20 protein-coding genes are annotated in these 17,473 nt (G+C 71.0%); 13 read left to right on the top strand and 7 right to left on the bottom strand.

Going from position 1 to position 17,473, the window contains the following annotated elements; genetic code table 11:
* Positions 1-2: 2 nt before the first annotated feature.
* Positions 3-770 (bottom strand): ABC transporter permease, encoded by a 768-nt coding sequence (locus OCT49_RS06950; protein WP_283851010.1) that lies wholly within the window; start codon positions 768-770, stop codon positions 3-5.
* Positions 767-1,747: an ABC transporter ATP-binding protein gene (locus OCT49_RS06945; protein WP_283851009.1), complete on the bottom strand. Its 981-nt coding sequence runs from the start codon at positions 1,745-1,747 to the stop codon at positions 767-769. The genes OCT49_RS06950 and OCT49_RS06945 overlap by 4 nt, the downstream gene beginning before the upstream one ends.
* Positions 1,748-1,885: 138 nt before the next feature.
* Between OCT49_RS06945 and OCT49_RS06940 the strand changes: the two genes are divergently transcribed.
* The 9 genes from OCT49_RS06940 to OCT49_RS06900 all read left to right on the top strand — a co-directional run bounded on the left by OCT49_RS06940 (position 1,886) and on the right by OCT49_RS06900 (position 10,153).
* The gene (locus OCT49_RS06940) at positions 1,886-2,626 is read left to right on the top strand and encodes a helix-turn-helix transcriptional regulator (RefSeq protein ID WP_283851008.1); all 741 of its coding nucleotides are present in this window, start codon (positions 1,886-1,888) and stop codon (positions 2,624-2,626) included.
* Complete coding sequence (gene sufB / locus OCT49_RS06935; RefSeq protein ID WP_148834131.1) at positions 2,623-4,044, top strand: Fe-S cluster assembly protein SufB; 1,422 nt, start codon at positions 2,623-2,625, stop codon at positions 4,042-4,044. The genes OCT49_RS06940 and sufB overlap by 4 nt, the downstream gene beginning before the upstream one ends.
* 58 nt (positions 4,045-4,102) lie before the next feature.
* Positions 4,103-5,281, top strand: coding sequence for a Fe-S cluster assembly protein SufD (gene sufD, locus OCT49_RS06930; RefSeq protein ID WP_283851007.1), 1,179 nt, complete (start codon positions 4,103-4,105; stop codon positions 5,279-5,281).
* The gene (locus OCT49_RS06925; RefSeq protein WP_148834126.1) at positions 5,281-5,598 is read left to right on the top strand and encodes a bifunctional 3-phenylpropionate/cinnamic acid dioxygenase ferredoxin subunit; all 318 of its coding nucleotides are present in this window, start codon (positions 5,281-5,283) and stop codon (positions 5,596-5,598) included. Before sufD ends, OCT49_RS06925 begins: the two co-directional genes overlap by 1 nt.
* Positions 5,599-5,605: 7 nt before the next feature.
* Positions 5,606-6,370, top strand: a complete 765-nt coding sequence (sufC, locus tag OCT49_RS06920; protein WP_266736468.1) for a Fe-S cluster assembly ATPase SufC — start codon at positions 5,606-5,608, stop codon at positions 6,368-6,370.
* Positions 6,367-7,623 (top strand): cysteine desulfurase, encoded by a 1,257-nt coding sequence (locus OCT49_RS06915; RefSeq protein ID WP_283851006.1) that lies wholly within the window; start codon positions 6,367-6,369, stop codon positions 7,621-7,623. Before sufC ends, OCT49_RS06915 begins: the two co-directional genes overlap by 4 nt.
* A gap of 26 nt (positions 7,624-7,649) precedes the next feature.
* On the top strand, positions 7,650-8,105 hold the full coding sequence (gene sufU, locus OCT49_RS06910) for a Fe-S cluster assembly sulfur transfer protein SufU (RefSeq protein ID WP_148834121.1): 456 nt from the start codon (positions 7,650-7,652) through the stop codon (positions 8,103-8,105).
* Entirely contained in the window at positions 8,102-8,455 is a 354-nt protein-coding gene (locus tag OCT49_RS06905; protein WP_148834119.1) for a metal-sulfur cluster assembly factor, read from the top strand. Before sufU ends, OCT49_RS06905 begins: the two co-directional genes overlap by 4 nt.
* Before the next feature lie 303 nt (positions 8,456-8,758).
* Positions 8,759-10,153 (top strand): hypothetical protein, encoded by a 1,395-nt coding sequence (locus OCT49_RS06900; protein WP_283851005.1) that lies wholly within the window; start codon positions 8,759-8,761, stop codon positions 10,151-10,153.
* Between the two features lie 9 nt (positions 10,154-10,162).
* Here the strand turns inward: OCT49_RS06900 and OCT49_RS06895 are convergent, their stop codons facing one another.
* On the bottom strand, positions 10,163-11,227 hold the full coding sequence (locus tag OCT49_RS06895) for a DUF7847 domain-containing protein (protein WP_283851004.1): 1,065 nt from the start codon (positions 11,225-11,227) through the stop codon (positions 10,163-10,165).
* Positions 11,228-11,435: 208 nt separating this feature from the next.
* Between OCT49_RS06895 and OCT49_RS06890 the strand changes: the two genes are divergently transcribed.
* Entirely contained in the window at positions 11,436-11,756 is a 321-nt protein-coding gene (locus tag OCT49_RS06890) for a DMT family transporter (protein ID WP_283851003.1), read from the top strand.
* A complete protein-coding gene (locus OCT49_RS06885; protein ID WP_283851002.1) occupies positions 11,756-12,292 on the top strand; it encodes a TetR/AcrR family transcriptional regulator in 537 nt (178 codons plus the stop codon). The genes OCT49_RS06890 and OCT49_RS06885 overlap by 1 nt, the downstream gene beginning before the upstream one ends.
* A gap of 112 nt (positions 12,293-12,404) precedes the next feature.
* On the opposite strand, the gene OCT49_RS06880 is transcribed toward OCT49_RS06885, so the two are convergent.
* Both OCT49_RS06880 and OCT49_RS06875 read right to left on the bottom strand, forming a co-directional pair.
* Positions 12,405-13,292, bottom strand: a complete 888-nt coding sequence (locus tag OCT49_RS06880) for a winged helix-turn-helix transcriptional regulator (protein WP_283851001.1) — start codon at positions 13,290-13,292, stop codon at positions 12,405-12,407.
* An 81-nt stretch (positions 13,293-13,373) separates the two neighbouring features.
* Entirely contained in the window at positions 13,374-13,532 is a 159-nt protein-coding gene (locus OCT49_RS06875; protein ID WP_283851000.1) for a hypothetical protein, read from the bottom strand.
* On the opposite strand from OCT49_RS06875, the gene dapD reads away from it, so the two are divergent.
* Positions 13,531-14,520 (top strand): 2,3,4,5-tetrahydropyridine-2,6-dicarboxylate N-succinyltransferase, encoded by a 990-nt coding sequence (gene dapD, locus OCT49_RS06870; protein ID WP_283850999.1) that lies wholly within the window; start codon positions 13,531-13,533, stop codon positions 14,518-14,520. The two genes, OCT49_RS06875 and dapD, sit on opposite strands and share 2 nt — an antisense overlap.
* Before the next feature lie 35 nt (positions 14,521-14,555).
* Here the strand turns inward: dapD and dapA are convergent, their stop codons facing one another.
* Positions 14,556-15,446, bottom strand: coding sequence for a 4-hydroxy-tetrahydrodipicolinate synthase (gene dapA / locus OCT49_RS06865; RefSeq protein ID WP_283850998.1), 891 nt, complete (start codon positions 15,444-15,446; stop codon positions 14,556-14,558).
* 153 nt (positions 15,447-15,599) lie between these two features.
* Between dapA and OCT49_RS06860 the strand changes: the two genes are divergently transcribed.
* A complete protein-coding gene (locus tag OCT49_RS06860) occupies positions 15,600-16,289 on the top strand; it encodes a DUF4232 domain-containing protein (protein WP_502963341.1) in 690 nt (229 codons plus the stop codon).
* Positions 16,290-16,310: 21 nt separating this feature from the next.
* Here OCT49_RS06860 and OCT49_RS06855 read toward each other — a convergent pair whose 3' ends face one another.
* A complete protein-coding gene (locus OCT49_RS06855) occupies positions 16,311-17,444 on the bottom strand; it encodes a lipid II:glycine glycyltransferase FemX (RefSeq protein ID WP_283850997.1) in 1,134 nt (377 codons plus the stop codon).
* Between the last annotated feature and the right edge of the window lie 29 nt (positions 17,445-17,473).

The following is a 17,473-nucleotide window of genomic DNA, read 5'->3' as shown; positions in this document are numbered from 1 at the left end:
GCTCACTCCCAGCGGAAGAACCGGGCCGCGGCGCCCAGGCCGCACACCGCCCACACCAGCAGGATGCCGAGGTCGCCCCACGGCATCGCGGCACCGTGCTGGAGCACGTCGCGCAGACCGCCCGACAGGGCCGCGATCGGCAGCAGCCCCAGCACCGACTGCGCGGCGTCCGGGAACTTGTCCAGTGGCACGACCACCCCGCCGCCGATCAGCAGCAGCAGGAAGACCAGGTTGGCCGCGGCGAGCGTCGCCTCCGCCCGGAGCGTGCCGGCCATCAGCAGCCCGAGCCCGGAGAAGGCCGCCGTGCCGAGCACGAGCAGCAGCAGGACGGCGAACGGGTTGCCCTGCGGCGACCAGCCCAGGGCGAACGCGATCGCGGTCAGCAGCACCACCTGGAGCACCTCGGTGGCCAGCACCGCGAGGGTCTTGGAGGTCATCAGCGCCCAGCGCGGCAGCGGCGAGGCGCCGAGCCGCTTGAGCACCCCGTAGCGCCGTTCGAAACCGGTGGCGATGGCCTGGCCGGTGAAGGCCGTGGACATGACGGCGAGCGCCAGGACGCCGGGCGTCAGGAAGTCCACGGCCCGGCCCGCGCCGGTGTCCACGATGTCGACCGCGCTGAACAGCACCAGCAGCAGGGTCGGGATGACCACGGTCAGCAGCAGCTGCTCGCCGTTGCGCAGCAGCATCCGCGTCTCCAGGGCGGCCTGCGCGGTGATCATGCGGGACAGCGGCGCGGCACCCGGCCGCGGGGTGTACGTACCGGCGCTCATGCGCGCAGCTCCTTGCCGGTCAGTTCCAGGAAGACGTCCTCCAGGGTGTGCCGCTCCACGGAGATGCCGGACGGCATCACCCCGTGCTGGGCGCACCAGGAGGTGACGGTGGCCAGCAGTTCCGGGCCGACGTCGCCGGTGATGCGGTACGTGCCCGGGGAGATCTCGGCCGTCCCGGCGCCGTCGGGCAGGGCCTTCAGCAGGGAACCGAGGTCGAGGCCGGGGCGGCCGGTGAAGCGCAGGGTGTTCTCGGCGCCGCCCCGGCACAGCTCCTCGGGGCTGCCTTGGGCGATGACCCGGCCCGCGTCGATGACGGCGACGTCGTCGGCGAGCTCCTCGGCCTCGTCCATGAAGTGCGTGGTGAGGACGACTGAGACGCCGTCGGCGCGCAGCTCGCGCACCAGGTCCCAGGTGGAGCGGCGGGCCTGCGGGTCGAGGCCGGCGGTCGGCTCGTCCAGGAAGACCAGCTCGGGCCGCCCGACCACGGCCATCGCCAGGGCGAGCCGCTGCTGCTGGCCGCCGGAGAGCCGCCGGTAGGTGGTGCGGCCGCAGCCGCCGAGGCCGAGGCGCTCGATCAGCGCGTCGACGTCCAGCGGGTGGGCGTGCAGCTTCGCCATGTGGCGGAGCATCTCGTCGGCGCGGGCCCCGGAGTAGACGCCGCCCGACTGGAGCATCACCCCGATCCGGGGGCGCAGCCGCGCGGAGTCGGCGACCGGGTCGAGGCCGAGGACCCGCACCGTCCCGGCGTCCGGACGGCGGTAGCCCTCGCAGGTCTCGATGGTGGTGGTCTTGCCCGCGCCGTTGGGGCCGAGGACGGCGGTGACGGCACCGGCGCGCACGGACAGGTCGAGACCGTCCACCGCGGTCTTGTCGCCGTACCGCTTCACCAGGCCGCGGATCTCGATGGCGGGATCCTGCGCGGAGTTTTCCGGGGAGGTGCGGCGGCCGGCGGCCGGCCGGGCGGGCTCGCTCTTCATGGCCGGTAAGTCTAGGCGGCGGGCGGCGGTCGACCCCTTCCCGGGGGCCGGATTAGGTGACCCTAAGTGATGAAGCGCACCGTAGATCGTTTCGGACCGTGGTTGTCACGCCCGGATGAATTACGCAACAATGGCGTTGTGAAATACGTCGGCGAGGCTCCCCAGGAGGAACTCGCGACCGGAGAACGCTCCACGCGCAACCGGGTCGCGCGCTCCATCCTGGACCACGGCCCGTCCACCGTCGCCGAGCTGGCGAAGCGCCTCGGCCTCACCCAGGCGGCCGTCCGCCGCCACCTCGACGCCCTCGTCACCGACGGCGTCGTCGAGGCCCGTGAGCAGCGGGTCTACGGGGCGCGGACCCGCGGCCGGCCCGCCAAGGTGTTCGCCCTCACCGACTGCGGACGGGACGCCTTCGACCAGTCCTACGACCAGCTCGCGGCGGACGCCCTGCGCTGGATCGCGGAGAACGCGGGCGAGGAGGCGGTCGCCGCCTTCGCCCGGTCCAGGATCGAGGCCCAGTCCGGTGCGTACCGCGCCGCGGTCGAGGCCGCGGACCCCGGGGCCCGCACCGAAGCACTGGCCAAGGCCCTCTCCGCCGACGGGTACGCTGCTACGGCGCGTAGCGCGCCCGAGCCGCAGCAGGGCGAGCAGCTGTGCCAGCACCACTGCCCGGTCGCCCATGTCGCCGAGCAGTATCCACAGCTGTGCGAGGCGGAGACGGAGTTCTTCTCCACCCTCCTCGGGACGCATGTGCAACGTCTGGCCACCATCGCCCACGGCGACGAGGTGTGCACGACGTACATTCCGCGCAGCGGCCACGCAGCACCACAGACCACCAATTCAGCATCTGCAAGCACGGCCGGGAGGAACCCCGCATGACGCTCCCCACGGAGACTGCCCACCCTGAGCTCGAGGGTCTGGGTACGTACGAATTCGGCTGGGCCGACTCCGACGCGGCAGGCGCCGCAGCCAAGCGCGGGCTCTCCGAGGATGTCGTCCGCGACATCTCCGCGAAGAAGAACGAGCCCGAGTGGATGCTGAAGCTGCGCCTCAAGGGCCTGCGGCTCTTCGACAAGAAGCCCATGCCCAGCTGGGGCTCGGACCTGTCGGGCATCGATTTCGACAACATCAAGTACTTCGTGCGGTCCACGGAGAAGCAGGCGGAGTCCTGGGAGGACCTGCCCGAGGACATCAAGAACACCTACGACAAGCTCGGCATCCCGGAGGCGGAGAAGCAGCGCCTGGTCGCCGGTGTCGCCGCGCAGTACGAGTCCGAGGTCGTCTACCACCAGATCCGTGAGGACCTGGAGGAGCAGGGCGTCATCTTCCTCGACACCGACACCGCGCTGAAGGAGCACCCGGAGCTCTTCAAGGAGTACTTCGGCACCGTCATCCCGGTCGGCGACAACAAGTTCGCCTCGCTGAACACGGCCGTGTGGTCCGGCGGCTCGTTCATCTACGTGCCCAAGGGCGTCCACGTGGACATCCCGCTGCAGGCCTACTTCCGCATCAACACGGAGAACATGGGCCAGTTCGAGCGGACGCTGATCATCGTCGACGAGGACGCCTACGTCCACTACGTCGAGGGCTGCACCGCCCCGATCTACTCCTCCGACTCGCTGCACTCCGCGGTCGTCGAGATCATCGTGAAGAAGGGCGGCCGCTGCCGCTACACGACGATCCAGAACTGGTCGAACAACGTCTACAACCTGGTCACCAAGCGCGCCGTGGCCTACGAGGGCGCGACCATGGAGTGGGTCGACGGCAACATCGGCTCCAAGGTCACCATGAAGTACCCGGCCGTCTACCTGATGGGCGAGCACGCCAAGGGCGAGACCCTGTCCATCGCCTTCGCGGGCGAGGGCCAGCACCAGGACGCCGGCGCCAAGATGGTCCACATGGCGCCCAACACCTCCTCCAACATCGTCTCCAAGTCGGTGGCGCGGGGCGGCGGCCGCACCTCCTACCGCGGTCTGATCGAGATCGGCGAGGGCGCCCCGGGCGCGAAGTCCAACGTGCTCTGCGACGCGCTGCTGGTCGACACCATCTCGCGCTCGGACACCTACCCCTACGTCGACGTCCGCGAGGACGACGTGTCCATGGGGCACGAGGCGACCGTCTCCAAGGTCTCCGAGGACCAGCTCTTCTACCTGATGAGCCGCGGTCTGACGGAGTTCGAGGCGATGGCGATGATCGTGCGCGGCTTCGTCGAGCCGATCGCCAAGGAGCTGCCGATGGAGTACGCCCTCGAACTCAACCGGCTGATCGAGCTGCAGATGGAGGGTTCGGTCGGCTGACAGGCCCCGACCGAGAACCTCCCGACTTCTGACAGAGAAAGTGAGCACCACGACAGCCATGGCTGAGGCTCAGAATCTTCCGACGGGTTCCACCACCGCCGGTTCCATCGCGGTGGCCGCAGAGTCGACCGTCGCCACGCGCATGAGCGCCCCCCCGTCCTTCGACGTGGCGGACTTCCCCGTTCCGCACGGCCGCGAGGAGGAGTGGCGGTTCACCCCGCTGGAGCGGCTGCGCGGACTGCATGACGGCACGGCCGTCGCCACCGGCGGCGTGAAGGTCGCGATCGAGGCCCCCGAGGGCGTCACGGTCGAGACCGTCGGCCGGGACGACGCCCGGCTCGGCCGGGCCGGTGTCCCGGTGGACCGGGTCGCCGCCCAGGCGTACAGCTCCTTCGAGCAGGCGTCCGTGGTCACCGTCGCCAAGGAGGCCGTGCTCACCGAGCCGATCCGGATCGCGGTGCACGGCGAGGGCGGTGTGGCCTACGGGCACCACGTCGTCGAGCTGGGAGCCTTTGCCGAGGCCGTCGTCGTCATCGACCACACCGGTGACGCGGTGCTCGCCGCCAACGTGGACTACGTACTCGGCGACGGCGCCAAGCTCACCGTCGTCTCCGTGCAGGACTGGGACGAGACCGCGGTCCACGTCGGCCAGCACAACGCGCTGGTCGGACGGGACGCCTCGTTCAAGTCGATCGTCGTCACCTTCGGCGGCGACCTGGTCCGGCTCCACCCGCGCGTCAACTACGCGGGCACCGGCGGCGAGGCCGAGCTCTTCGGGCTGTACTTCACCGACAAGGGGCAGCACCAGGAGCACCGCCTCCTGGTCGACCACAACACCCCGCACTGCAAGTCCAACGCCGCCTACAAGGGCGCCCTCCAGGGCGACGGCGCGCACGCGGTGTGGATCGGCGACGTCCTCATCCAGGCCGCGGCCGAGGGCACCGACACCTACGAGATGAACCGCAACCTCGTCCTCACGGACGGCGCGCGGGTCGACTCGGTGCCGAACCTGGAGATCGAGACCGGCGAGATCGTCGGCGCCGGCCACGCCTCCGCGACCGGCCGCTTCGACGACGAGCAGCTCTTCTACCTCATGTCCCGGGGCATCGGGGCCGAGGAGGCCCGCCGGCTCGTCGTGCGCGGCTTCTTCGCCGAGCTGGTCCAGCAGATCGGTCTGCCGGACGTCGAGGAGCGGCTGATGGAGAAGATCGAGGCCGAGCTGAAGGCTTCCGTCTGATGGCCTTCGTGAAAGCATGCGCGCTGAGTGAGCTGGAGGACGACACCCCGAAGCGGGTGGAGCTCGACGGCGTCCCGGTCTCCGTCGTCCGCACCGAGGGCGAGGTGTTCGCGATCAACGACATCTGCTCGCACGCGAACGTCTCGCTGTCCGAGGGAGAGGTCGAGGACTGCTCGATCGAGTGCTGGCTGCACGGCTCCAGCTTCGACCTCCGCACCGGCAAGCCGTCCGGCCTTCCCGCGACGCGCCCCGTCCCCGTATACCCCGTCAAGATCGAAGGGGACGATGTGCTCGTCTCCGTCACCCAGGAGTCCTGAGTCACCCATGGCAACGCTTGAAATCCGCGACCTGCACGTCTCCGTCGAGGCCGACAACGCCACGAAGGAGATCCTCAAGGGCGTCGACCTGACCGTGAAGCAGGGCGAGACCCACGCCATCATGGGCCCCAACGGGTCCGGCAAGTCCACCCTCGCGTACTCCCTCGCGGGTCACCCCAAGTACACGATCACCAGCGGCTCGGTGACCCTGGACGGCGAGGACGTCCTGGAGATGACCGTCGACGAGCGCGCCCGCGCCGGTCTGTTCCTGGCCATGCAGTACCCGGTCGAGATCCCCGGCGTCTCGGTCTCCAACTTCCTGCGCACCTCCGCCACCGCCGTCCGCGGCGAGGCGCCCAAGCTGCGCACCTGGGTGAAGGAGGTCAAGGAGACGATGGGCCGGCTCCAGATGGATCCGGCGTTCGCCGAGCGCAACGTCAACGAGGGCTTCTCCGGCGGTGAGAAGAAGCGCCACGAGATCCTCCAGCTGGAGCTCCTCAAGCCGAAGGTCGCGATCCTCGACGAGACCGACTCCGGCCTGGACGTCGACGCCCTGCGCATCGTCTCCGAGGGAGTCAACCGGGTCCGTGAGACCGGCGAGGTCGGCACCCTGCTGATCACGCACTACACGCGGATCCTCCGTTACATCAAGCCCGACTTCGTGCACGTCTTCGCCAACGGCCGCATTGCCGAGTCCGGCGGCGCCGAGCTCGCCGACAAGCTGGAGAACGAGGGCTACGAGGCATATGTGAAGGGTGGCGCTTCCGCGTGACACAGCTGCCGGGCCTCCTCGACACCGAGGCGATCCGCAAGGACTTCCCCCTGCTGGATCGGACGGTCCACGACGGGAAGAAGGTCGTCTACCTGGACAGCGCGGCGACCTCGCAGAAGCCGCGCCAGGTGCTCGACGCCCTCAACGAGTACTACGAGCGGCACAACGCCAACGTGCACCGCGGTGTGTACACGATCGCGGAGGAGGCCACGGCGCTGTACGAGGGCGCCCGTGACAAGGTCGCCGCGTTCATCAACGCGCCCAGCCGCGACGAGGTGATCTTCACCAAGAACGCCTCCGAGTCGCTCAACCTCGTGGCCAACATGCTCGGCTGGGCCGACGAGCCCTACCGGGTGGACCACGACACCGAGATCGTCACCACGGAGATGGAACACCACTCCAACATCGTGCCGTGGCAGCTGCTCTCGCAGCGCACCGGCGCGAAGCTGAAGTGGTTCGGCATCACCGACGACGGCCGCCTCGACCTGTCCGACATCGAGGAGATCATCACGGAGAAGACGAAGATCGTCTCCTTCACCCTGGTCTCCAACATCATGGGCACGATCAACCCGGTCGAGAAGATCATCCGCCGGGCCCAGCAGGTCGGCGCCCTGGTCTGCATCGACGCCTCGCAGGCCGCCCCGCACATGGTGCTCGACGTGCAGGCGCTGCAGGCCGACTTCGTGGCCTTCACCGGCCACAAGATGGTCGGTCCGACCGGCATCGGCGTGCTCTGGGGACGGCAGGAACTCCTGGAGGACCTGCCGCCGTTCCTGGGCGGCGGCGAGATGATCGAGACCGTGTCGATGCACTCGTCGACGTACGCCCCCGCGCCGCACAAGTTCGAGGCCGGTACGCCCCCGATCGCGCAGGCCGTCGGCCTGGGCGCGGCCGTGGACTACCTCTCGGCGATCGGCATGGAGAAGATCAGCCGGCACGAGCACGCGATCACCGAGTACGCGGTGAAGCGGCTGCTGGAGGTGCCCGACCTCCGGATCATCGGCCCGTCGACGGCCGAGGACCGGGGCGCCACGATCTCCTTCACGCTGGGTGACATCCACCCGCACGACGTGGGCCAGGTGCTCGACGAACAGGGCATCGCCGTCCGGGTCGGACACCACTGCGCACGGCCGGTCTGCCTGAGGTACGGAATTCCTGCGACCACGCGGGCGTCGTTCTATCTGTACTCCACGCCCGCCGAGGTCGACGCCCTGGTGGACGGTCTGGAGCACGTACGGAACTTTTTCGGATAAATGGGCGAGCGGCTGAGGGTTGACTGGTGAAGCTTGATTCCATGTACCAGGAAGTGATCCTGGACCACTACAAGCACCCCCACGGGCGTGGCCTGCGGGACGGCGACGCCGAGGTGCACCACGTCAATCCGACGTGCGGCGACGAGATCACTCTCCGGGTGAAGTACGACGGCGAGACCATCGCCGATGTGTCGTACGAGGGTCAGGGCTGCTCCATCAGCCAGGCCAGCGCCTCCGTACTGAACGATCTGCTGGTCGGCAAGGAACTGGGCGAGGCGCAGAAGATCCAGGAGACCTTCCTGGAGCTGATGCAGTCGAAGGGCCAACTGGAGCCGGACGACGCGATGGAGGAGGTGCTGGAGGACGCGGTCGCGTTCGCCGGCGTCTCCAAGTACCCCGCCCGGGTGAAGTGCGCGCTGCTGAGCTGGATGGCGTGGAAGGACGCGACGGCCAAAGCGCTGTCCGAAGGGAAGACGGCATGAGCGAGAACACGGTGACAACCGACGAGAGCCCGACGATCAAGCCGGCCTCCGAGGAGGAGGTCCGTGAGGCCCTGTACGACGTCGTCGACCCCGAGCTGGGCATCGATGTCGTCAACCTCGGCCTGATCTACGGCATCCACATCGACGACGCCAACATCGCCACCCTCGACATGACGCTGACGTCCGCGGCCTGCCCGCTGACCGACGTCATCGAGGACCAGGCGAAGTCCGCGACCGAGGGCATCGTCAACGAACTGCGGATCAACTGGGTCTGGATGCCGCCGTGGGGCCCGGACAAGATCACGGACGACGGGCGCGAGCAGTTGCGCGCGCTGGGCTTCAACGTCTGAAACGTCTGAGTTCCGACGTCCGGGCTTTGACGCCTGGGCTGCGATGTCCGAGTTCCGACGTTTGGGCTGCGCATTGTGGCGGACGGCCCCCGGGTTCCGGAAGGCCCCGGGGGCCGTTCGCATGTCCACGTGGTGCGGGAGCCAACTCCCGTGGCCCAGCGGACTTCTGACGCCCGGTCACCCGCAGGTGGTGTACGGGTGCGGCCCGCGCGGTGTTCGTCCTCCGTATGTGTGATGTACGCATGGGCGTGGCCCCGGCGGTGCAGCCTCTCCCCGACCTGTCACGTCGACGAGAGGCATGCCGTGTCGCATCAGCTTTCGTTCACCGACCGCCGGCCGGCCGCCGCGGCCGGTGTCGTCCTCGCACTGGCCGTCGCGGGGATCGGCGCCCCCGCGCACGCCGCGGATCCCGGGACACCGACGATCGGGCTCTCGGCCTCCTACCTCTCGGGCGCCGTCGGCGCGACCGGCGACCCCGTGGTGACCGTCACCGTGGCGCAGAGCGGTGCCGACGCGGACGCGCTCCGGGTGACGGCGTCCGCCAGCTCCCGGCCGTCCGTCGCGGACACCGAGGACGTGACCGTGACCGGGACGGGCACCACCCGGAAGCTGTCCGTCGCCGCCCGCGGCCGCGGCTACACCGACCTCACGATCAAGGTCACCGGCCTCGGCGGCAGAACCGCCACCAAGAAGCTGTACTACGCCGCGTCGGCCGCGGTCCGCGACAGCGCCGACACGCGGTACCTCACGGGCTCCTCGGACGCCTCGGCCGCCGTCGACGTGGGCGACGGCTACATGGTCGTCGCCGACGACGAGTCCAACACGCTGCGCCTGTACGACCGTTCCGCGTCCGGCGGGCCCGTGCGGAGCTGGGACGTCGGCCCGGACCTCGGCGTGTCGAAGGAGATCGACATCGAGGGCGCGGCCCGGGTCGGCGACACCATCTACTGGACCGGCTCGCTCGGCAACAACAAGAAGGGCGAATACAAGGCCGACCGCAACACCGTCTTCACCACGGAGGTGACCGGTTCCGGGGCCGCCACCCGGCTGACGGTGGGCGGTTCGTACGGGAAGCTCCGCGACGACCTCGTCGCCTGGGACGAGGCGCACGGCGACCGGCTCGGCTTCGCCGAGGGCACGAAGGACGGCGAGGTGCCCAAGCAGATCGACGGGTTCAACATCGAGGGCCTGGAGTTCGCCCCCGGCTCGACGACCACCGCGTACCTCGGCTTCCGGGCCCCGCTCGTCCCGCCGAGCACGGGGGGCAGGGCCCTGATCGTGCCCGTCACCAACTTCGACCGGGTGGCCGGCCACGGGGCGAAGGCGGTCATGGGCGACCCGATCGAGCTGGACCTCGGCGGGCTCAGCATCCGCGACATCCGGAAGAACGCCGCCGGCCAGTACCTGATCGTGGCCGGTTCCTGGGCCGCCGACGACAACTCCGACCCCTACGCCCTCTACAGCTGGGACGGTGTCGCCGCCCACCCGCCGGTCCTGCGGGCCGAGCTGCCGACCACGGACCCGGGCGGCTGGGAGGCCGTCGTCGAGGTCCCGGACCTGACGGACCCGAACGCCTGTGTCCAGCTGATCACGGACGCCGGATCGGCCGATCTGTACGGCGACGGCACGGAGGCGAAGGACCTCGACCACGCGGAGTGGAAGAAGTCCCGGACGGTCCGGTTCCGCGTCAGCGGCTGACCGGCGTGGCTACGGCCCGTGCGAGCCGTACGGGCCGTGCGGGCCGGGCTGCGGCTGTGCCTGCGGGGGCACGGCCGCGGCCTCCGCGAGGACCGGGCCCAGGTTCTCGGTGCGGATGCGGCGGTCGATGTAGACCAGGCCGGTCACCAGCTGCGGGAACGTCGCCGAGAGGAGCTGGCCGATCAGCTGGCCCAGCAGGATGATCACCAGGTAGGTGCCCACGACGAACGCGATCGAGGCCGGGTTGGGGTTCGCGTCCAGGGTCGTGCCGCCGATGATGCCGGAGAACATGCCGAGGAACGTGAACGGGATCTGGATGAGGTAGTTCGCCACGGCGGCGATGCCGAAGCCCAGCAGGGTGATGCCGAAGACCCGCCACCAGTCGCCGCGCACCAGCTGCGAGGAGCGGCGCAGCGCCGCCACCGCGGGCTGGTTCTCGAAGACCGCGATCGAGGGGGCCAGGCAGAACTTCACCCAGAGCCAGATCGCGAGCGGGACGGTGGCGATGGAACCCAGGAGGCCGAACGTGATCCACAGGGGGGCGCTGGTTTCGCGCGCCGCTGTGATCAGGCCGATCATGACGGCGAGGAAACCGCTCACCATGAGCAGCATCGGGAGGACCGCGACCAGGAAGCACAGGATCACCGTCCCGATCACCGCGGGCACCCGGGCCCAGGCCCGGCGCCAGACGGCGGCGAAGGTGGTCGGCCGGCCCAGCACGGCTTCCTGGAGGACCACGGGGACGGTCGCGTACACCAGGGCCGTGGCGACCACGAAGGCGAGCATCGCGACCAGCCAGACGATGCCGAGGGCGATCACGAGCGGCACCACGTCGGACGACGCCGCGTCCTCGTCGGCGCTGAGCTCGACGACCCGGTGCAACCGGTCGCTGATCGCCGAGTACGCGATCAGGGCCACCGCCACCACGATCACCAGCGCCCCGCCGTAGGCCGTCGCGCCCATGCCGAACAGCTGCTTCCAGTAACGCCCCATCGCGCTGAAGGCGCCACCGAGCACGTCCCCGAGCTTCAGGGGCGCCAGCGGGATCACCCCGGGCCTGGGCGGCGGTGGCATCCAGCCACCCCACCCCATGGGCCCCGGGGGTCCTCCGTACGGTGTTCCGCCGCCCCACCCTGCGTCCTGCGTCACTGCCGCTCCGTCATGTCTCGTCGTACGGATGTCTTGTCGTACTGGTGTGCTTCCGGTCGGGACACCGTAGCGTTTCGGCCGGTGGGGGGGCTTCGGCTCCGTCGTGCGGACGGTGATGCGTACACTTGTACACATGGGATACGGGCTGCTGGCGGCGGCGATCGCGGCGGAGGTGGCCGGCACCACGGCCATGAAGTACAGCGAGGGCTTCACCCGGCTCTGGCCGTCGGTGATCACCGTCGCGGGCTACCTCCTGGCCTTCGGTCTGCTCGCCCGGACGCTGAAGACGCTGTCGATGGGCACCGCCTATGCCATCTGGGCCGGGATCGGCACCGCCGCGATCGCGGCCATCGGCATCCTCTTCATGGGGGAGACCGGCAGTCCGGTCAAGCTGGCGGGCATAGCGCTGGTCATCGCCGGAGTGGTGGTGCTGAATCTGGGCGGGGCCCACTGATGGCGCGCCGCTACGACCCCGGGCGGCGCGACCGGATCATCGACGCGGCGATCCGGGTGGTCGGCGCCGAGGGCATCGCGGGGCTCAGCCACCGCTCCGTGGCGGCCGAGGCCGATGTGCCGCTCGGCTCGACGACCTACCACTTCGCCTCGCTGGACGAGCTGTTGATCGCCGCGCTGCGCCGGTCGAACGAGAACTTCGCCGAAGTCATCCGGGGCAGCGGGGCGCTGGGCGACCCGGACGCCGACCTCGCCGGGGAACTGGCCGGACTGCTGGGGGAGTACTTCTCTGGCGGGCGCGGGCGGGCCGAGCTGGAGTACGAGCTGTATCTCGCCGCGCTCCGCCGGCCCGCGCTGCGCCCCGTCGCCGCCGAGTGGACCGACGGCGTCGCCGAACTGCTGTCCCGGCGGACCGACCCGGCCACGGCACGGGCGCTGGTCGCGCTGATGGACGGGATCTGCCTCCAGGTGCTGCTCACCGGCGGGGAGTACGACGAGGCGTACGCGCGGGAGATGCTCGGCAGGATCGTCGGCTGACCGGCTGACCGGCTGACCGGCTGACCGGCTGACCGGCTGACCGGCGGACTTGGCGGCCGGTCGGTGGGCCGGTGCGACCCGTGCCCCCGGCGTACGGGCCGCACCGCCTTCCTCACTCCTCGGGCGTGCCCCCGTTCCGGACGGCCGACAGCGCCTCCCGCACGCTCGCCTCGATGTCCGTGATCGGGTACAGCGCCCGGAGGACCGTCCGGTTCCGGTCCACCACCAGCGTCAGCCGCTTCAGCCGGCTCGTCCCGCCCGCCCGGAAGGTCGGCAGGCGCAGCGCCGCCGTCAGTTCCAGCTCCGCGTCGGACAACAGCGTGAAGCGCAGCCGCTCCGCCTCCGCGAAGGCCCGCTGCTCGTCCGGGCGCTGGGTGGAGATCCCGCGCACGGTCGCGCCCGCCGCCGCGAACTCGGCCAACTGGTCGCGGTAGGTGCAGGACTCGAGCGTGCAGCCGCGCGCGCCCGGGATCTCGGCCCAGTTCGGCGGATAGGCGTCCCGGCGGGCGTAGGCGCCGGGGAAGAGGTACAGGACGGTGTACGGGGTGCCGGCGACCGGATCGCGCGGCTCCCCCTCGTGGTCCGGCAGGCGCAGCTCGGGCAGGCGCGTGCCCACCAGGGCGTGCACCCGGGCCGCCTCCTTCGAGGTCTCCGCCGTCGTCGCCATCGTCTCTCCTTCTCCCAGTACCCAGGTGTCGCCCCAGTCCTGGAGCGCGATCAGTACGGGCAGCAGCGCGCGGCCGCGCGGGGTGAGCCGGTACTCGTACCGGGGAGGCCGGTCCTGGTACGGCTCCCGGGACAGCACTCCCGCGTCGACCAGCAGCCGCAGCCGCTCGGTCAGCACCTTGCGGGACACGCCCAGTTCCTGCTGGAGCGCGTCGAAACGGTGCACCCCGCGTGCCGTGTCCCGCACGATCAGCAGGGTCCACCAGTCGCCCACGACATCGAGTGCCTGGGCGATCGCGCAGTCGGCGTCGGCCAGGCTGGTGCGCTGGGGCATGGCTCCTCCGTCTCCCGTTCCGCCTCTTGCCGGATCGACCCGCAGGAGAACACGTTGCCACATTAAGTTCCCAAAAGAAACTCACTTGGGGGTGTCGTGGACGAAGACCTTCGGGGCGGGGCGGGACGTGCCGCGCACGGTACGGCTGACCTGGCAGGTCGGCTCTTCGGGGCCGGGCCGCGACCATCCGGTGGGACCGGTTGGCCCCGGTGGTGCCTCGGCGGTTAGGTTTCGTGTCATGACCGACACGACTCCTGCTCGCACCACCGGCGCCGTCGCCGCCGGCCTCGCCACCATCGCCGGCGACGGTTCCGTTCTCGACACCTGGTTCCCCGCCCCCGAACTCACCACGGAGCCCGGCCCGGCCGGAACCGAACGCCTCACCCCCGACCAGGCCGTCAACCTCCTCGGCGAGGGCGCGGCCAAGGCCGTCGGCGTGGACGCCCGCCGCGGTGTCGAGGTCGTCGCCGTCCGTACGGTCATCGCCTCGCTCGACGACAAGCCGCTCGACGCGCACGACGCGTACCTGCGCCTGCACCTGCTCTCGCACCGCCTCGTCCGGCCGCACGGCCAGAACCTGGACGGCCTCTTCGGCCTGCTCTCCAACGTCGCCTGGACCTCGCTCGGCCCGGTCGCCGTGGACGACCTGGAGAAGGTCCGGCTGAACGCCCGCGCCGACGGCCTGCACCTCCAGGTCACCTCGGTCGACAAGTTCCCCCGGATGACGGACTACGTCGCCCCGAAGGGCGTCCGGATCGCCGACGCCGACCGGGTCAGGCTCGGCGCGCACCTCTCCGCCGGCACGACCGTCATGCACGAGGGCTTCGTCAACTTCAACGCGGGCACCCTCGGCACCTCCATGGTCGAGGGCCGGATCTCCGCAGGCGTCGTCGTCGGCGACGGCTCCGACATCGGCGGCGGAGCCTCCACCATGGGCACCCTCTCCGGCGGCGGCAAGGAGCGCATCGTCATCGGCGAGCGCTGCCTGATCGGCGCCGAGGCCGGGGTCGGCATCGCGCTCGGCGACGAGTGCGTCGTCGAGGCCGGGCTGTACGTCACGGCCGGCACCCGCGTCACGCTGCCGGACGGCCAGATCGTCAAGGCCCGCGAGCTCTCCGGCGCCTCGAACATCCTCTTCCGTCGCAACTCGGTCAGCGGCGCCGTCGAGGCCCGCCCGAACAACGCGGTCTGGGGCGGCCTCAACGACGTCCTGCACAGCCACAACTGACCGAGCACCACCGGCGGGGACGCCCCGCCGCCCGGTCATGCCTCCCGGGTGGCCCGGAGCAGTTCCTCGTAGACCTCGCGCAGCCCGTCGGTCGCCCCGCGCCCGGCGGGCTGCAGCGGTTCGCGGACCGGCCCGGCGTCGAGCAGCGCCTTGGCCGTGACCGTGCCCGGCAGGCCGGACGCCATCATCGCCTCGGCGAGCGGGGCGTTCAGCAGGTTGAGCCGGGCGGCCCCGGCGGTGTCCCCGGCGTCGAAGGCGTCCAGGACCGCCCGCAGCTGACGGGGCGCCACATTGGCGACGGTGCTGACGTAGCCGGCCGCGCCCACCGCGTACAACGGCAGGTTCAGCTCCTCGCAGCCCGAGTAGTACGCCAGCGAGGTCGCGCCGATCACCTTCGTGGAGCCGAGCAGGTCGTAGGCGCAGTCCTTCACCGCCACGACGCGGGGGTGCTCCGCGAGCCGCAGCAGGGTCTCCGGCTCGATGCGGGTGCCGGTGCGGCCGGGGATGTCGTACAGCATCAGCGGGAGGCCGGTCGCGTCGGCGACGCGCCGGAAGTGCGCCTCGACGGCGGCCTGCGGGGGCCGGCTGTAGTACGGGGTCACCACCAACAGGCCGTCCGCGCCCGCCCGTTCGGCCTGCCGGGCGAGGTCGACGGTGTGCCGGGTGTCCGCGGAGCCGACCCCGGCGACGATCGGCACCCCGTCGCCCACCGCCGCCCGCACCGCCCTCAGCAGCGCGGACTTCTCGGCGTCGGTGGTGGTGGGGGACTCGCCGGTGGTGCCGCTGAGCACCAGACCGTCGCAGCCGTCGGCGACCAGACCGGCGGCGTGCTTCCCGGCGGCGTCCGGGTCCAGCTCGCCGTCGGCGGTGAAGGGCGTGATCATGGCGCAGAGCGCTCGGCCGAAGGGGGCCGCGGTTGCTGTCATTCCCCCAGTCTCAGCCGACCGGAGCATAAAGGTCCACTTAGCTTTGCTGGGCTCGGGGGGAAAGCAGAACTGAACAGTCGTGGGCGGCTGCCCCGGCTTCTGGCATGATCGAACGACTATGCGGCAGGTCGACATGGGGCGGGGTGCGTGGGCGTGCGAGGACCGACAGGGGCGGACACCGGGGCGGGAACGGCCGGACGCGGACCGGCGGCGGTCGCGCTCCTGGCCGGGGTCCTGGGCCTGACGCTCTCCGGCTGCGCCGGGTTCCTCGTGCCCGCGGGCGAGGGCGAGCCGGAACCCACCCCCAGCGGCTCCTGGCTCGTGCACGCCGACAAGCTGCCCACCCCGTTCCCGAGCGGCACCGCCGCCCTCCCCGACCGGCCGCCCGTACGGAGTCCCACGCCCACGGGCACCACCTCCCGGGCCGGCTGCCCCTCCTCCGGCGTCGTCGTGGACATGGGGGAGGTGGAGGCGGCGCTCGGCCACCGGGCCGTCGGACTCACCCTCACCAACTGCGGCAGCAAGCCGTACCGGGTCCACGGCTACCCCTCCGTCCGGGCCCTGGACGAGGCCGGCGACCCGCTGCCCGTCCCGGTGAACCCCGGATCCTCCTACATGGGCACCGACCGCGGACCGAAGGAGGTCGTGCTGAAGCCGGGGCAGACCGTGCGCTCCCTCCTGGCATGGGTCTCCACCCCCACCGGAGGCGACCTCATCGAGGGGGACGCCCTGGAGATCGCGCCGGCGCCCGGCCTGGAGGGGCGTACCTTCCCGCTCGAAGGAAGCGACGTACGGCTGCTCGACGAGCTCAACATGACCGCGTGGCGCACCGCCCCCGCATAGCGGCGCCGGGGCGCGGCGGGCTCAGCGGCGCGCCATGTACAGCGAGAACGCCTTGTGGAGCACCTTGTTGACCGGGAAGTCCCACTCGCCGACGTACTCGGCGGCCCGGCCGCCGGTGCCGACCTTGAAGCGCAGCAGGCCCAGCAGGTGGTTGCCCTCGTCCAGGGTGTCGGTGATGCCGCGCAGGTCGTAGACGGCCGCGCCCCGCTCGTGCGCGTCGCTCATCATGCGCCACTGGATCGCGTTGCTGGGCTGCACCTCGCGCCTGCGGCCGGTCGAGGCGCCGTAGGAGTACCAGACGTGGTTCCCCACGGTCAGCATCGTCGCGGCGGAGAGCGTCTCGCCCTCGTGCTGGGCGAGGTACAGCCGCATCCGGTCGGGGTCCTCGGCCCGCAGCGCGGTCCACATGCGCTGGAAGTAGCCGAGCGGGCGGGGGATGAAGCGGTCGCGCCCGGCCGTCTCGCGGTACAGCTCGTAGAAGGCCGGGAGGTCCTCGTAACCGCCCTCGACGACCTTGACGCCCGCCTTCTCCGCCTTCTTGACGTTGCGCCGCCACTGCTGGTTCAGGCCGCTGCGGACGTCCTCCAGCGACCGCCCGGCGAACGGCACCTGGAAGACGTACCGGGGCTGCCCCGCGCTGAAACCGTCCTCGCTCTCCTCCTCGCCCTGCCGCCAGCCCAGCGCGCGCAGCCGGTCCACCAGCTCGGCGGCCCCCGGCTCCACCTCGTCCGGCCGCACCTCGCGCAGCCGCCCGGCGGCCGGGTCGGCGATGGCGTCCTTCACCGTCCGGGCGTCCCAGCGCCGGGCGACCACCGGCGGCCCCATGCGCACCGTGAACGCGCCCCGCCCCTTCAGATGCGCCAGCATCGGCTCCAGCCACCGCTCCGGGGCCCCGTCGTGCCAGTCGATGACGGGCCCCTCCGGCAGGTACGCCAGGTAGCGCTTGACCCGGGGGATCGGCCGGTACAGGACGAGCCCCGCCCCGACGATCCGCTCCCGGCCCGCGCCGTCCCGCTCGAACCAGCCGATGCTCTCCGTACGCCAGTCGGGCTTCACGTCGCCCCATGACGGGACCTGCATGTGGCTCACGGCCGGCCGGCCCGCGACGAACGCCAGATGCTCCTCGCGGTCGATCGTCCTGAGGTGCGGCGCCATGCGGTACTCCGTTCGTCGTGCGGTCGGTG

Origin of the sequence: Streptomyces sp. ML-6, from assembly GCF_030116705.1 — a bacterium.
GTDB lineage: Bacteria > Actinomycetota > Actinomycetes > Streptomycetales > Streptomycetaceae > Streptomyces.
The sequence above is the reverse complement of the archived record's forward strand: the minus strand, read 5'-3'. Positions and strand labels throughout refer to the sequence as shown.